10 protein-coding genes and 2 pseudogenes are annotated in these 16314 nt (G+C 37.9%); 8 read left to right on the forward strand and 4 right to left on the reverse strand.

Annotation, left to right across the window (positions count from 1 at the left end):
* Positions 1-368 precede the first annotated feature (368 nt).
* Both BN161_RS21800 and BN161_RS21805 read left to right on the forward strand, forming a co-directional pair.
* Positions 369-665 carry a MerR family transcriptional regulator gene (locus tag BN161_RS21800; protein ID WP_025867487.1) on the forward strand — a complete coding sequence of 99 codons (297 nt, stop codon included), beginning with the start codon at positions 369-371 and terminating at the stop codon, positions 663-665.
* Positions 666-670: 5 nt separating this feature from the next.
* Complete coding sequence (locus tag BN161_RS21805) at positions 671-1000, forward strand: hypothetical protein (RefSeq protein WP_044270211.1); 330 nt, start codon at positions 671-673, stop codon at positions 998-1000.
* Between the two features lie 389 nt (positions 1001-1389).
* On the opposite strand, the gene BN161_RS31100 is transcribed toward BN161_RS21805, so the two are convergent.
* Together BN161_RS31100 and BN161_RS21820 are read right to left on the reverse strand one after the other, a co-directional pair.
* Positions 1390-1833 (reverse strand): hypothetical protein, encoded by a 444-nt coding sequence (locus BN161_RS31100; RefSeq protein ID WP_394332310.1) that lies wholly within the window; start codon positions 1831-1833, stop codon positions 1390-1392.
* A 314-nt stretch (positions 1834-2147) separates the two neighbouring features.
* The gene (locus BN161_RS21820; protein WP_044270214.1) at positions 2148-3437 is read right to left on the reverse strand and encodes a DUF3945 domain-containing protein; all 1290 of its coding nucleotides are present in this window, start codon (positions 3435-3437) and stop codon (positions 2148-2150) included.
* 299 nt (positions 3438-3736) lie between these two features.
* Between BN161_RS21820 and BN161_RS30875 the strand changes: the two genes are divergently transcribed.
* The 6 genes from BN161_RS30875 (at position 3737) to BN161_RS21845 (ending at position 12729) form a co-directional block, all read left to right on the forward strand.
* Positions 3737-3865: a hypothetical protein gene (locus tag BN161_RS30875; RefSeq protein WP_262483935.1), complete on the forward strand. Its 129-nt coding sequence runs from the start codon at positions 3737-3739 to the stop codon at positions 3863-3865.
* Between the two features lie 94 nt (positions 3866-3959).
* On the forward strand, positions 3960-6047 hold the full coding sequence (locus tag BN161_RS21825; RefSeq protein ID WP_044270217.1) for a S1 RNA-binding domain-containing protein: 2088 nt from the start codon (positions 3960-3962) through the stop codon (positions 6045-6047).
* A gap of 7 nt (positions 6048-6054) precedes the next feature.
* A complete protein-coding gene (locus BN161_RS21830; RefSeq protein WP_167332563.1) occupies positions 6055-9858 on the forward strand; it encodes an AAA domain-containing protein in 3804 nt (1267 codons plus the stop codon).
* A 2-nt stretch (positions 9859-9860) separates the two neighbouring features.
* On the forward strand, positions 9861-11090 hold the full coding sequence (locus tag BN161_RS21835; RefSeq protein ID WP_044270221.1) for a hypothetical protein: 1230 nt from the start codon (positions 9861-9863) through the stop codon (positions 11088-11090).
* Positions 11091-11096: 6 nt separating this feature from the next.
* Positions 11097-12146 (forward strand): phospholipase D-like domain-containing protein, encoded by a 1050-nt coding sequence (locus BN161_RS21840; protein ID WP_044270223.1) that lies wholly within the window; start codon positions 11097-11099, stop codon positions 12144-12146.
* A complete protein-coding gene (locus tag BN161_RS21845; protein ID WP_044270225.1) occupies positions 12139-12729 on the forward strand; it encodes a hypothetical protein in 591 nt (196 codons plus the stop codon). The genes BN161_RS21840 and BN161_RS21845 overlap by 8 nt, the downstream gene beginning before the upstream one ends.
* A gap of 183 nt (positions 12730-12912) precedes the next feature.
* On the opposite strand, the pseudogene mobC reads toward BN161_RS21845, so the two are convergent.
* Positions 12913-14919, reverse strand: a pseudogene (gene mobC / locus BN161_RS21850) (conjugal transfer protein MobC).
* A 46-nt stretch (positions 14920-14965) separates the two neighbouring features.
* Positions 14966-16141 (reverse strand): annotated as a pseudogene (mobB, locus tag BN161_RS21855) (conjugal transfer protein MobB).
* Between the last annotated feature and the right edge of the window lie 173 nt (positions 16142-16314).

The raw sequence follows: 16314 nt of genomic DNA on the forward strand, positions 1-16314 counted from the left end.
AGATAAATTAAATATAGAGAGTTTAAAAGATGCAGGTAACGATTTGGATATGGAAGTCCTGCTTCGGGTTACACTGCTTTGCATAGTTTCAAATAACTCATGTACAAATGTAGGCAATATTTGGAATATAGCAAAATATACTGCTATTTATTTTTGTATAAATCTGATTATTAATATATTAAGAATTTAAGGTATAACTTATTGATGCCTATTTATTATTGGATAGCCGGGAATAGTATCTCCTGGCTATTTTTTGTCCCAAATTGGCGTTTTCTGTCTTTTTTTGGCGGTTGCTCAACGGTTGAGTAACCAACGACCTTATAATATCTCCGTAATATTGCATCATAAACAATAAAAATAAGGTCATTATGAATAACAGAAGAACTGCACCGGGTGGACAGACAGCCCACATGCTTAGTGCCATACTCGCCAAAGTAACCAACATTGAAAAGTTATTGGCTCCTGCCGTACATAATTTGCCTGACAGTGAGATACTGGATTCAAAAGGCGTGCGCCTGCTCACCAAGATGTCGGACAGGACACTTTTAAGACGACGCAATGACGGGACACTCCCCTTTCACAGAGACAAGGGGAAGATATATTACCGCCGTTCAGATGTACTCCGTGCCATGCTGCTGGAAAAAGAAGAACACTCTAAAAAATAAGCGTTATGAAGAAGATGATTAAAATTGAAAGCGGTTCTTTCGCTGCACTCGTGAGAAGTTATAAGAAGTCGTTGAACATGCTTGCCGTCCTGCAACATATCTGCCAGGAAAATGACGTGGCGCTTTCCATGCTGCCCGATGAAGTCTGCGAACTGATAAATCTCGATCCGGCAGAGATTGAGAAACAGCGTTTGAGCGGAAGGCTACGTTTTGCAGAAGAAGAGAACGGGACAAAGCATTATTCGATTGTGGACATTATCAACCTGAAAGACTCGATTGACTGGAAGGTAATCAACAGGCAGGTGGAAAGCCTTTCCTTCGAGGAAGAGGAATGATGTGATTTGCGGCTGACAGACAAGGGTACGGCCGGCAAGGTCGGATTTATCCGGGCGCCGGCCGTACCTTTGTCCGTTCCTGAAAAGCGGCTCTTTGCTGTAACCTGCGGAAGTGGAGCTTGCGTAGCTTCCGGGGATTACAGCAATGTGCCGTGGGAAACATACCTATATTAAGGTTATCTTTTGCTGAGATTGCAACAATCAAGGGGATTCGGATTTATTTTGTTTTTCCAGTATTCGTAATGTTCCGTCACATCTTCACAAACAGTCAACTGCTTAAATCCGCTGATTTGTCCGAGGTATTTAATCTTCAGTTCTAGCGGCAGGTGCTGATAACCACTTTGTTTGAAAGTATATTCTGAATAGTCAATATTGAACCATTGTTTTATTCAGGTATTCACTCTTAGAAATTCTACTAATATTTTGTCACATTTGATTGTATTCAATTTCTTGAAATCTATGTATTGCGGAATAAAAGGTGATAATCTTAAAGATACGTCAAAATTACATTGCTGTAATTTTTCAAGCGCATTTATTCTTTGTGACGGCACGCAGGCCCTTTCATATGTCCGTGACAGGTCATCGTCCATCGTTGTTATGGATATTTGGATATGTGCAAGTTTTTTATCCATTAATCTGATATATTTATCATCCGCTACCATTGATGACTTGGTGACTATCAGATAGCCGATACCTTGTTTGTTCAGTTTTTTTATAGCCTCATAGGTTATGTGACAGCGGCTTTCAATGGGCTGGAAACAATCAGTCATACCTCCAAGCCTGACAATGGAACCGGATGGAATTTTACGGATAACTTTTAACACCTTGTCAATATCCGCGACTGCCGGATGTTCCGCATCTCATAGTTTGCGAAAATTCAACAAGGATTTTGCATAGCAATAGGAACAATCATGATAACAGCCTTTCCCATAAAGGTCTAAACGTGTCGGATAATTACATTTTTCTCCTTCATTTCCTCCGACTGATTTATAAAAGGATTTATATTCGGAATACCCCGGAGAAGGTTGGGTATTCTTTTGTTTTTTCAATTCCATAATTATTAAGTTATTAGATGATACATTAAATATATACCCGACATCCATAACGACAATCGGGTATATAATAGAGTAAGCCGGTTCCCTGTCGGCTATGCGACAGAAAAACTATTTTTCTTGCCTTTAGGCTTGAAGGCAGTAGCATGCCGGGGCGTCTGCCTGGTCTCTTGTTGTTTGCCCTTTTTCGGTTCATCCAACTTCGGTTTGTATTCACGGGCATTGCGTCCTATCAGTAGTTGGTTGCTCTTGTTGCTGAAACGTACATCATCGGAAAACACCCTACCTTTGTAGCGCATATTTTCAACGAACACCATTTCATGGCTCTGGAGCATCTTCTTTTGCTCAGGCGTGATTTTGGCACCCATGATAGTGTCGTTGACCTTCAGTTGTTCACCGGACTGCTTGAATGCGATGTCCATTATTCTCGGATCGACGAAAGCAACCCCGGAAAGCAGCGTATCGTTTTTGCGCTGTATGTCGTTGATGGGAAGCTGGCCTCCTGACGCAAGGATTTGCTTCTGTTTGTCATCCAGCCTTTTCCCGTAGATATAATCGGGTATCTTGATGGCATCCACGGGCATGGTAATGATACGGTTGCTCGGTTCATGGAAAGATACATAACAGTTACAGACGGTTCCCGTATGGGTATCCTTCATCTCCTTGATTGCCCCCAAAGTTCCGGTGTCTTTAAGCGACTGCTTTTCCTCGTCTGTGAATACTCCTTTATAGGCAGGCAGGTCATACTGCGGTTTGTCAAGCCTGCTTAAAGTTTTCAGTTGCACCTTGCCGTCCTCCCCTTTGACACAGAGGAAACAGGCTTCCCCCATATCCTTCTTTTCACCGTTCACTTCCTTACTGATGGGGAAAGCCATAGAGGTAATCCTTCCTTTTAGCATCTCACCCATGCAGTGGTTATCAAACAAGAGTTGCTTGTCAACTCCCAATGCGGCAAGTTCTTTCCACGGAATCTGGTGTTCGTCAAACTTATACCGACGGGCAAGTTTGGCGATACGTCCTTCATCGTTGAGTTCGCTGTTCTCCACCAGTTTTTTACCTTCTACTCCGGGGTCTTCCCCTTTTCGGATCTGGACTACGGCATTCAGTGTCTTTTCCAAAAGGACAAGAGGTACGAGGAAGAAACTGAAACTTGTGGGATTTTCGTACTGGTTCTTGAAATTGGTGAAGAAAAGTTCCAGCGGTGAGGTACGATCCAGTTTGAGGAAACTGCTGCTGTTCTTCTTGTCGGGTGGTACGATTTCGAGACTGCCGTCCTGCTCGTTCATTTTGGAAACGACTGCGGTTTTGTTCGTCCGCTTGTCAAGGATGGCCATTACATGCTCGTCCTGACTCTGTTCTTGTTGTTCTTGCTTTTTCTTAGCCATAAAATCAATAATTTAAGTGATACAATAATTAATCAATACCGGGTAAACTTTAGTCCGTCGGTGCGAATGTAGAGGTTTAATTGATAACATATTATAGTTTTTCTACCAGCAGTAATGGATGGCGGTGATTGGCGGGAGTTATCCGTAAGTACAATCCTCTTCATAGATTATTGTTTGCTTCAAAAACATAATCTGCAATTTTTCGAAAACAATTTTTCACATACCGATAAATCTCCTTACCTTTGTATAGAATAAAATAATGCATCTCCTTGAGTACTTGTAGCAAAGAAAAAGTTTCAATGATAGAATGTCACTTGAAGGAAAAAGCTAAAAGTGCTTCATGGAATGTAATTGAAAGCGCATGGTATATGAGCCGTGGCTCTATCAGTGGTAATAAAGTGTTTGAGGTACCGGTGGGAGATTATTAGTTCTCAATCGGTGTTGATAATGCACAACGGGAATATAGAATATCTGCTTTATACTAAGTAACCAGATACATTTTCATTTATAAAACGAGTAATTATGACTTTACTTGAATTAGCACATTACAAAGGAATGACAATCCAAGCCGTATGCGAAGAAATAAAGCGTGTGACTGGACATGAGTTACCTTGTACACGTAATGTTAATGTAGTAGATTCCATTATCAAAAAAGTTGCTCCTGCATATTTCAATAGAAAGGTGAATACTGAAGCTGCATATGAAAGAAAAAAGGAGAAAAGAAATAAAGAAAAAGGAAAAGAAAAAAGATCGCAAAAAGCAAGAGAATCTGAAACCCATAAAGAAATAGAATTTTTTGCCTCTGATGAAGATGAGATAATCACAATCGTGCATAAAGAAATGAGTGATTGTGTTATTCTTGACTTCTTAAACGGTGGTACACTCACGTTGCAAAAGTCAAATTTCAGTAAAAAACCTGTTATTAACAAGGGTGATATTGTGGGCCTTAAATTTATAGATTCACCTGATTACAATGCTGATGAACGCTTTAAGGTATGCTATATTCTTCCGAAAGTACAATGGCAGAAAACTAAGATTGAGAAAGCTTATAATGAGAAGGAAGTTATATTAGGAAGAATTCTATATCCATTTAAGGATCAAGGTTACTTTGTCAATATATATGGTATACAAGCCATAATGTTCAACAATCAAATATCTGAAAATACACAACTTTACGAGGGAGCGGAAGTAAATGTCGCCATTTCCTCTGCAGAAGTCGAAGGAATAAAATTCCGTGTGAGTGTATCTCAAAAATGGGCTGAAAGTCTTTCGAAACAAAAAGAAAAAAGAGGATATGCCAAAGCTGTAAAAGATGATTACGAAAGCATTCATGTAGACGAACACTTAGATACAATAATAGATAGAATTGATGAAAATTATATCATTGTAAAATATAATAATCTTCTAGGGATAATATATCGAAACGATTTGTTTTGGTGTAATGTAAAGAATATTAACGATCATCTTGAAGAAGGTAGTCCGATTAGAGCAAGAGTAGTATCTAAGGAAATAAAAGAGGATGGAAAGTTTAATGTGCGACTGAGCCACAAAGAATTTTCACTTAACCCGTGGGAAAGCACTGTGTTTAATGAACTAGATGAAGTCAGTGGTCCAATAACTGCCGTTTATGACAGATTCATTACTATAAAAATTGCTGAAGGGGTTGAGGGAGTACTACATGCAAACAACATGACGCGTATGGAGTTCGAGGCCTTAAAAAGCTGGACATATGATGATGATGATGTCAATGTGATTATTAAGTCCATAGACAAGGATAACAAGCGAATAGAGTTATGTACTCCTGCTCTCGAAGAAATAGATGAAATATGGAACAACATTCATCTGTATTATGAAGTTGATAAGTCATATAAAGGCAATGTAATATCATATGAAGATAATCAATTATGGGTTCAACTTGAAGAAGGTATTGAAGCTTCCATCAACAAAAATGAGATGAGTTGGACAAACAGTTCATTAATAATTCCAGAGACATTCAGTTTTGGTACACCCATCAATGTGTTTATTACCCATATAGATAAATCAAAGAGAAAAATAATTGCATCTATTAAACGACTAACTCCAAATCCATGGGAAACAGCTGAAGTATCCATAAGTGTAGGAAGCACATGTATTGTGAAAGTCATTGATAGGAAAGAAAAGGTATTAATTGTAGAGACACAAGATAGCTTCCACCTCATCGGTAGGATAAAATTATCGGAAATTTCGTGGTTCCCATTAAAACCAAATGAAGAACCTCAAATTGGGTGGAAATTAGAAGCCAAGGTTATGGTGTTTCAGCCTGAAAAGTATGTTCTTAAACTTAGTGTAAGACAACTACAAGAAGACCCTTGGAATAGTTTATATATAGGTGCAGAAGTAAATGGTACGATTCAAACCAGAACAGATTCTGCATTTATTAATGTACAATTAGAAAATAAACTATTAGCGAAAACTTCTGAATTAGAGTTCCTTTCTCAGATTGGAAAGATATATACTTTCAAAGTAGTTAGCTGTAATAGAGCTACCCAAGAAATAATTGTTAGTCACAAAAGTCTAGTTTTTGACCAAAAGACTGAAGAGATAGTTAAGTCATTCTTTAATGTTCAGTAAAGAAGATATGAGTTATAAAGTAAACGAAGCACATCAGAATTTTCTTATTATAGATGGAGAACCAGAGTTCTCCAAGGGGTTGTTATTCCCACATAATATAATTTTTGATGGGGAAGAAATGAGCCTTCCATTTGCTATGAGTATAATGAAGCAATTGCGAGAAGACACTTCCCTTCTGAAGGAACTGAAGGTCATTACTCGTTTTGGTTCGAATCAGGAGCATGTCATCTTATCATATGATTGTAAAGGTATACTACATATACCTGACTACGATACTACACTTAGTGAGAATACTATCTACAAAGGGAAAGTTATAGCCAAAACAAACAACAGAACAATAATTGCTGTCAATGGATGTTATGGATATTTAGATGAACCTAATGATAACGAACTTGACAACATCATAAATGTAACTATTATAAGAAATTGCAGAAATAAGTTTGGATTCAGCCGATTTAGTATAGCCAATAGTATAGAAGACACTTCTATAAGTTCCGGTGTCTCAGAAAGTATTGAGGAATTCCTCACAAAAGAAGAATTAGCTGCTATTGAGGATGATAACAAAGAGACCATTGAATGGGTTTTAGACAACATTGATGGGATTACACGTAAGAATGTAAATGTGGTAAGAGAAGTTTTACACCTTACTTATAATCCCAATACCCAATCAGATTTAGCTCGTTTTCTATCAGAGAATCCACAATACTTTGTTGAGAATAATTTCTGGATAGGAGGTTATAGAGATGCCGAGACAAACGATGCTAAACTCATTATGTATGACTGTAACGATGTAGTTCTTGAAATACAAGTAAACGAAAGTGGTTTATGGATTCAGGAATTCTCACATGACAAAATTAAAAGCAACGCACAATATCTCCTAAATAATAATGTAAAAGCTCTTGTTATATCTGGTAGCAATGTTATTCTTCATGAGAATAGTTACTTATGTGAAGATAATATAGAAATAGGAAATAAGATACTGAATCAACTATCTGTAGCCAAAGACATTATTCCTAAGTTGAAAGTAGCTATCAGAACTCTCAAAGAGAAAGCTGGAGTGGAGTATCTGATCTTAAAGGAATATCTGACTTATCAAGAAAATAAGGAGAAAGAATACAATAGAAACAATGTAGTTAAGATTGCTGGTAATGAAGCTGCTATAACGGCTTCTACAAGCAATGGAAAAACAGCATTATTCCTAAACATTGCTTCTCAGGTTTCTTCTCTATTTACGGAACAAGATGAAGATGTATGTCATATCGAAATTACTAATAACTCCACGAAGATAAACGCAGAATTAAAGATGAACGTTGATAAGGCTGGCTATAATATAGAATTTTATAACGAGCATCTTAATATCGACGGATTAAGAAAAGATGGTTTCGAGATAAGACGACGTGCAGGAGTAAGACACCTAACTCTTCAAAAAGAATCAATTGATAATTTTGTGTACGGAGAAGGACCGTCAGACATCTTTGAAAAACTGAACCGAGGTGAACTTATACCTCCAACTCCAGATGAAGGATTAGAATTCTTTGATGCTAAATTTGCCAATGTGGAGGAAGGTAATAACCAACCATTAGCAATACGAAAGGCCGTTAACAATAACGACATATTTCTTATTCAAGGTCCTCCGGGAACAGGAAAAACCTCTGTTATTGTAGAAATCATTAAGCAACTGGTCATCAATCGTGGCGAAAAGGTCTTGGTATGTAGCCAAGCACATTCCGCTGTAAAGAACATCTACGATAGACTGAATAACGTTGATGAACGTATTAAGATTGGAAACATTGACGAGGAAGAAACGATGATTCCAGATGATCTGAAAGAACATCCGGAATTTCTAAAGAACAATGAGTTATTACTTAAAAATTTAGAGACCTGTGATTCAACGGAAGAAGTAAGTAAACAAGCAGAGAACAGCTATACATATAAATCAAGTACCAAAGATTTATTCAAGCAGAGACATGAATACATCTGTAAGTACTACACAGCTAATAAGCCTAATAGCACAATAGAATGGATAGAGATTCTTTCGGAGTTGCGTAAAGGTCTCATTGAATTAGATAATGATGCTAAAGTATTCAATAATGCCAGACATTACCAAGGTTTGAACGTTGTTATGGGTACCTGTATAGGTATTGGTATGAATACCGGCTTACAAAGAAGTGGAATAGTTTTTGATACAGTAATCATTGACGAAGCAGGCAAAGCGAACTTATCAGAAACGACCGTTCCTATGAAGTTGGGGCGTAAGTATATACTCGTGGGAGACAACAAACAGCTTCCTCCTTTTATGGATACGGAAGATATATCTGAATTTGTCGAGGAAAGCGGAAACAAGTCTCTTTATAAAAAGGATGTAGAAGATGCAATTAGTTCTTCACTATTTGAAGACTTCTTAGAAGACAGTAAGTTTCCTACGGAAAGTTCAATTCTTCTTAACTATCAGTATAGAATGAACCCTGATATAGGAGCTTATATTTCAGAACTGTTTTATGAAGAAGCTTTGAAAAATGGTAAAGGTACCGAAAAGCAAGTATGTAAATTGAGATCATTTTCTTCAGCTGTGACATTCATTGATACATCATCATTAAATAGAGAAAAAGCATATGAAAAAGGAAATTCTAAAGAAGGATGGTATAACCCTGAGGAAATATCAATCTTTAAGGAGAGACTCCTTCCTCGACTAGAAGAATTGATAGCAGAAGACTCCAATTTAAGTGTAGGTATTATTACTCCTTATCGGAAACAAAGAACTCTTCTTATGAAAGAAGTCCGAGGTACATCTTTGGATAATTCAGTATATACAATTGATTCCATTCAAGGAAGCGAATTCGATATAGTAATACTCTCATTAGTAAGAGCATTCAATACTAGATATGGGAACAGAACGGTAGGCTTTCTTGATGATATGAGACGATTAAATGTAGCACTTAGTAGAGCTAAGAAGAAACTTATCATCATAGGAAATCTGGATACTCTATGTGATGAAAAAGCACATAGCAAAAAAGAAAGTAACCTTAGTATTGAACCAACCGAAGTATTCAAGAAGTTACGCCTTATACAAGATAGAACAGTTGAAAAGACATCTCTGGATATATTAATGCATGAAATTAAAAATAAGCGATTAGAAAACGGAACAGTCTTTGAGAACTGTACGTGGAAATGGGCTGATCAATATGATACTTCAAAGATATATGTCAATTTTGACATTAATGGAATGATACACACTTTTCCAATGAAAACGGATAAAATCTTCCATCGTTATGGAGTAACTAATGATACAATTAAGGTGTCGTTTTTAGGAATTGCTGAAAATGGAAGAGCTATGTTTGAGTATATTCCCAATGTGAGCATATCTGAAATGGTAGAAGATGGTGCCCTCTCTAATGTGAAAGCAAGAATGCTTGAGTGGAGTGATGACGAAGAAAAGGATGAAGCACTTTTCGAATTTGAAGATGGCTCAGATTCTACGCTTGGAATTTTTAATAGAATAGGTCAAAAGCATATTCTATGGGATCTTCTTGAGAGTAAATACAATGGATTCATTCCTTTGTATATACAAGATAGAACTGCATCATTAGAGAAAAAACCTTATGAAGAATTTCAAGAAATACATAAAAAAGGAGACAGGGTAAGGATTAAGGTTATTGATGATACATGTTCGATGAACTATTATATCGTCAAATGCGGTGATGTCTATGGCAAAATAAATAAATACTATAAATATAGCCTGAAACGAAACCAAGAAGTAGAAGCAACTATTTATAGTATTTGTGGTCAAAGTATATCATTCAATGTAATGTAAGTATGAAAAAGGAAGATATTTTACAATATGTGGGAAGTAAAAATGGAAAAATTATCGGGTATTTTCAGGTACCTTTCCCAGTATATGTAGTCTATGTTGCTTATGACAGCGTGGATTCTGATCCGTTTTTCCCACTGTATAAGGCTATTCTTAGATACACAAAGAGTTGTCCTAAAATGGATAAAACACCTTATTTTGCAAACTTAATAGGCTTTGAGAAAGAACTTGTCGATCAGTGTATTAAGCACCTTAAAGAAGATGGCATGATACGACTTACAATGGGTGATTATAAAGTAACAGATGATGCAGAACGTAAATATTTGACGGCTAATAGCAGACCTACTGTAAGGGTGACTGGTTCATTTCTTGTGGATGGAAAAAATCTAAAACTTCTTCCTGAATTCATTTATCAAAGCGATCGACGATGGTCGAACTGGGAGGTAAATGTATCAGCACACATGGCTATTGATTTAGCTATGAATGCGGCTCCAGGAAAGAAGGTTGTTCAACATTTGGGTAACTCTAATACATTGGAGATGCTTCATCTTGAAACTACCGGTAATAATTTTGAGGTACTTGAATTTGATAAAAAGTTCCTCAGTGGTGCCTATGCCGTTTTTTATCTCGATGAACAGAACCAATACCATAAGGATATTATATATGATGGGCACTTATTAACATGCGATGCCACTGGTTCTGCTAAAACCTATACCATTGAACTTAATAATAAAGGAAAAAGTTCAGATAAATGGGGTTTCACACCCAATCTAGGTTATAATATATCAGATAGTGAGAAGATGGCAAGCGTTGCTGTATTTACTCAAAATGACGGCTGGTCAAAGATTCTATCTGAAAGATACAAAACAAATAACTTTGTTCTCCAAATTGAGACAGATGAAATCACTAAGCTTCCTTGCATCTATATCAATGATTCCCTCATAAGAGCATCATCTTCACCATTAGATATTATAGAGGATGCCGCAAGGGGATACATTGACTTTCCAGTTAAGTCAAATGGCGTTATACGCATAAAGACCAAACATGAGATTCAATCATATATTGATTTTATTGATACCATCAAAGATTGGCATAGAGAGCCTGATAACAATGGTAAGGTAATTGCTTATAAGCTTAAACAATTATTTAATAATTGGAGACAATTGATGGTTAGATTTAAGCTTTATGAGGATTTGGAGAAAATAGATTGTGATTGTTTCATCTTCAATAAGTAAAAGTCCATGATGCAGAAACTATATTATAATAGCCAAAAAGATTCCGAATTAACAAATCGAATTTTCGAACTAATTGGGAACGCAAAATCATATATCAAAACTGGGAACTTTTTCTTTCAGGACCCTAAATTGAATGAGGCTCTCATTATGGCCGCTGAGAGAGGTGTAGCTATATTCGTTATATCTAATCTTAGAGGAGACGAAGAGCGAGGGAAAAAGTATATGAAAAGGGATAAAGAAGTTTCATCTGAAACAGATCCACACATTCCTCATCTACATGAATTACATAGAAAAGGTATTCATGTACATCTTAGTAATGACTTGCATGCTAAATTCCTTATTGCAGATGGAGAGGAAGGACTTATTATGAGTGCAAACTATACACCAAACAGCCTTTATGGAAACCCGGAAAATGGTGTAGATATAATAGACAAAGAACTGGATGATTTGGAATATCTATTCGATGTATTATTCACGAATCAAGATATTGTGTTATCTGAAGATGGTGAGAAGTATCGCTATCTTTTGACATCTAAACCTATAGATAGCAATCTATTCAAAGACATAGGGAAGAAAAGTAAGTTGATTTTCACTGCAAAATCCAGTAAGAACAATCTTCAGAACTGTTCATACACAAGTATTTATACTACAATAGCAGAGGTTATAAACTCAGCGAAAGAATACCTTATTATGGTCTCTTGGTCATACAAAAGAATTAATGATCTACCACTCATAAGAGACGCTGTACGAGCTGCAATAAAAAGAGGGGTTAATGTGACCGTTCTGTATAGCGATAAAATGAGTGAAGACAAACTAGCTGGAACAGAAAGAGAACTCCCGAAATTGGTAGGGAAAGAGAATGTAAAATCATGCTGTCACAAATTCCAGGCAAATCATTCAAAATGTGTTCTATCGGAGAAAAAGGGTGCCATGTTCACTGCAAACATAGATGGAGATTCTGGTTTATTATCAGGTTTTGAAATCGGATGTATTCTTTCTGATGAACAAAGAGAACAAGCTAATAATCGAATTAATCAGATCTTGAAAAATGGATAATAACTTTCAAGCCCACGTCATTGAGTGGAAAAAGATGAACCAAACAGGGCGTTTCGTTGAAGCACGTCAATATTATTTCGATGAACTATTTGATGAGGTGATAGAGAACTTTGAGAATAATTTAGTTTGGCCAATTGAGTCAGTCGATGTATTATTGTCTATACTTGGATTCACTCCAGAGCCTATCATATTAGCGGCAAGAGCTTTAAAGCCCCAAAAACATATTATACTTCATGATAAAGGTGTTGCCTTCAATGAAGATAATATCAGATTCTTACCAAAGTTCTTGCCAAATGGATATGAGAAAATAGAACTAAAGGATGAATCCTTCGGTACTATATATGATACATTAAAAGAGCAAATGGCATTTAATGCAGGACGTAGCTATGCGATAAATATAACAGGCGGTAAGAAATCAATGGTTGCTTCAGCAGGTATATTTGCACGTGATTTTAATAGCTCTGTCATTTATGTAGATTATAATGATTACGATCCTAATCTGAGACGCCCCACACCTGGGAGTGAATATATGAATATTGTATATACACCTACTAGAGATTTACCTGAGATATTTCATCGATAAATAGAGCTATTTAATTAGAATAAAAACAGAAACAAGTTTTTTGAAGATTACAATCGAGAAAAACATAATTATATCCAAAACTGAAAAAGGATATAAATTGAAAGAAAGGGTAAAATAATATTAAGAGCATGAACTGGTTAACTCCCCAATTATCATGCTCTTATTTTGATATAAATAAAGATTTTAACTTTCTCCTAACAGATGTTTAAGTACTGGGTCATTCTCTATGCGGAGCAATTCGTTCTCCACTAATTCGATAATATCCTGTTTGATTTGCCGATAGTTCGTCTGTATCTGCTGCTCCATTGTATCATTGCCGTTCTCGTCCAGAAAGCTGCTGATTTCGGGGATGGGCCGATAGGCCGCCGTCTCTTTCTGTACGGCTTCATTGTCAACGACTATCTGCGCATGGAAAATCTTCTGTTCGATTGTCTCTCCGAAGTTGTCAGCTACGGCACCGACAAACATTCCCTGACTCAATGTACTGATTTTGGATGCAGGTATCAGACTGTCCAGTTGCGTGTTGATGGAAGTGGATGTATCGTTGCGGTTGATGCTCATAGACTCTCTTTTTTGCAAGATTTTCCCGAACCTTTCCGACAAGGTTTTAGCCGTTTCACCCACTACCTGCCCGCTGAAAACATTGCCCACAGTTGACATGATTACGGCGGCCTCCTTGTCTCCGTAATCGCGCTTTAACTGGCTGAAATCCTGAAAACCTAACACGACTGCCACTTTGTTGCTTCGTGCCGTGGCAATCAGATTATCCAGACCTTTAAAGAAAATGGTGGGTAACTCGTCAATTATCACACAGCTTTTCATCTGCTTTTTCTTGTTTATCAACTTCACAATGCGAGAGTTATACAGACCTAAAGCTGCTCCATAAATAGAAATTCTATCGGGATTGTTGCCGACACATAATATTTTCGGTTCTTTGGGATTATTAATATCCAATGTAAAATCACTGCCGGACATTACCCAATAGAGCTGAGGACTTATCAGTCTTGACAGTGGAATTTTGGCGGATGCAATCTGCCCCATCAACTGCTCGGCAGCACCGCCTTTCCATGCGTCAACGAAAGGTGACAGATAATTTTCCAAATCAGGATAGCTTGTCAGAATGGTGAATACATCTTCGTACCTTTTATTAAGTAGTTCTATTGCATGTGGAAATGTGCAATACTTACCATTTTCATACAACTTCAAAAACCAGATTATCGCAGTAAACAATACTATTGGAGATTCCACAAAAAAGTCTCCCTGTTTCTGCACCCAGCTTTTATTGAGGTTAAGCATGATTGTATAACTGGACTCGTAAGCGTCTGAAATATCCGTCATCAGTTCGGGCGCCAACGGGTTGCAACGGTGGCTTTTTCTCGGATTGTCGAAGTTGATCACATAAAACTTGGGTGGTATCTTATAGCGGTGTCTGTACTTAATCAAGTGGTTATAGGCGATAATTGAGAGGTCGTCAAACTTAAAATCGTATATGTAGAGTGCATAGGATTTTTCAATGGTCTGTTTTATAAATTGGTTGACAATGGCATAGGATTTCCCGCTGCCCGGTGTTCCCAATATCATCGTTGCTCGAAAAATATTTACAAGGTTAATAAAGCCGTTGTAAACTTTGCCTTTATACCAGAACTTAGTCGGCAGATTGACAGAATATTCGTTTTCCATCAACCTTGTTTCCTGCATAAAAGACTCGTTCTCTGTATTGAAAACGTCCTCTAATAGATTGTTCTTCAACAGACGGCTTATCCATAAACCGGATGCCAGCAGACAGAAGAAACCGCCGGTCAGTGTTGTAATATAAAGTACCGCACACACACCGGATGATGCATTGATAGATAATAACCACCAGTTCAGGAAAAAGAGTATGGTGCCCACTATGGCCGCAATGATAATCTGCCTTCATGTAATTTCATGCTTCTTTACTCCCTTGTTGCCCATGCAGGACAGACCGAGGAAAAGGACACAAAACAGTTTTGTGTAAAGCAAAGATGAAAATAGTCCGGTAGTACGCTGGAAATTGGATAGTATTTTATCCACTATGCCAAGCGTTCAGCTCATTTCGTGGAACCAGCCGTAACAAAACCAATAGATGTGTATCGCCAAAAATAGAAAACTGATGGCCCGCATAAAGTCTGTGACTTTGGCAAGACCTCTTAAATCATCTTCATTCTGCATAATTGTAACTATTAAAATTAAACTTCTTGTTCTATACTTTATTATATTATAACCTGCGCCTTCGCTTCTTCTTTTTCTTGCGTCCATAGCGGAAAGCCGGATCAATGTACTCGTGTGTATGGTCGTCTTCCATAAGTACAGAGAAAATATCAACAGCACCGAGTGCAGATGTATCAATCAGGCTGCCGGAGGATTCATTCTGATTTTGATTTTCCTGCTGCCGGTATTCCACACCTTCCTGCCTTTCTTCCGCTTTTGTTTCCCTCTCCTGACAGGACGGTTCCTGCTCTGGTTGCGGTATCAGTCTTTCACGGTCTGCATCCGGGTTGTTAAACAATTCGTTGAACACATTGGCTGAAAAGGCTTTGCCCAAACGCGAGCCGTTGAACACAGTCCGAGTGGTATGGTCTATGAAGGTGATACCATACAGACGTCCTTCGGGATTGATACGGTAAACCACCTCTATATCCGCATCTTTCAGCCTTCGGACAAAATCTTCTTTCGTGCCGATGTCCTGCATGGCTTTAATGATTTCCTGCCTTGTCCTTTCTGCAAGTTTGTCCTTCTTCACCTTTTCAGTAGAAGCGGTAAACTTTTTTTACAGTGCTTCATAGCCCAATACCTTTCCGAACTTACTGGATTTGAAAGGCGTGCCTACCTGCCTCCCGTCATCATCCAAAGCTCCGTACATGATGCCGTGGTATTCCTTTCCGTCCACGCTTCCCCTGACTTCATAAACAGTGACGTTATACAAATTCAGAAGGGTGTTGTATTCGGCAAGTGAATGACAGTTGTAGCATTCCAGTAATGTACGGGCGGTATGCTTTACCTGTGCTTTCACGTTGCCTTTCGGATAATCCACTTTTTGTAGGGATAGTAGTTCCCGCTCACCGTGTTCTCCGAGTGTGGGATGAAGCCCGTACTTCACTTCCATTTCACGACAGATGTTCTGTGCCCGGACGGCTTCCCGGTTGTGGTCTATCTTTTCTCCTTTCTCGTTGATGCGTACCGAAACGATGTGCATGTGTTTGCGGTTGATGTCTTCGTGCAGCCAGACTATATAAGGCTGGTTTCCGTAACCGAACTTTTCCATAAACTCCTGCGCCAATACGGTCATCTGCTCTTCCGAAAGAATGTCTTTCGGGGAAGGATTCAATGAGATATGGATAACCGGTTTCTTGACGTGTGAATTGAGTGCGATGTAAGGTTCAAAAGCCTGCACGCAGTTTTCAATCGGTACATTGCCGGAGGTGTCGGCCGCAATTTTCGGATGTCACAATACCTTTGCTGTACCGTCGTCAACCTTTATCTTATTATAGGCAATCACGCCATAGAACGAACTGCCCGATGTAATATTCGGTACCATGATGTTATTTATTTTTAGTGAGATACTCC

Source organism: Bacteroides timonensis (assembly GCF_000513195.1).
GTDB classification, from domain to species: domain Bacteria; phylum Bacteroidota; class Bacteroidia; order Bacteroidales; family Bacteroidaceae; genus Bacteroides; species Bacteroides timonensis.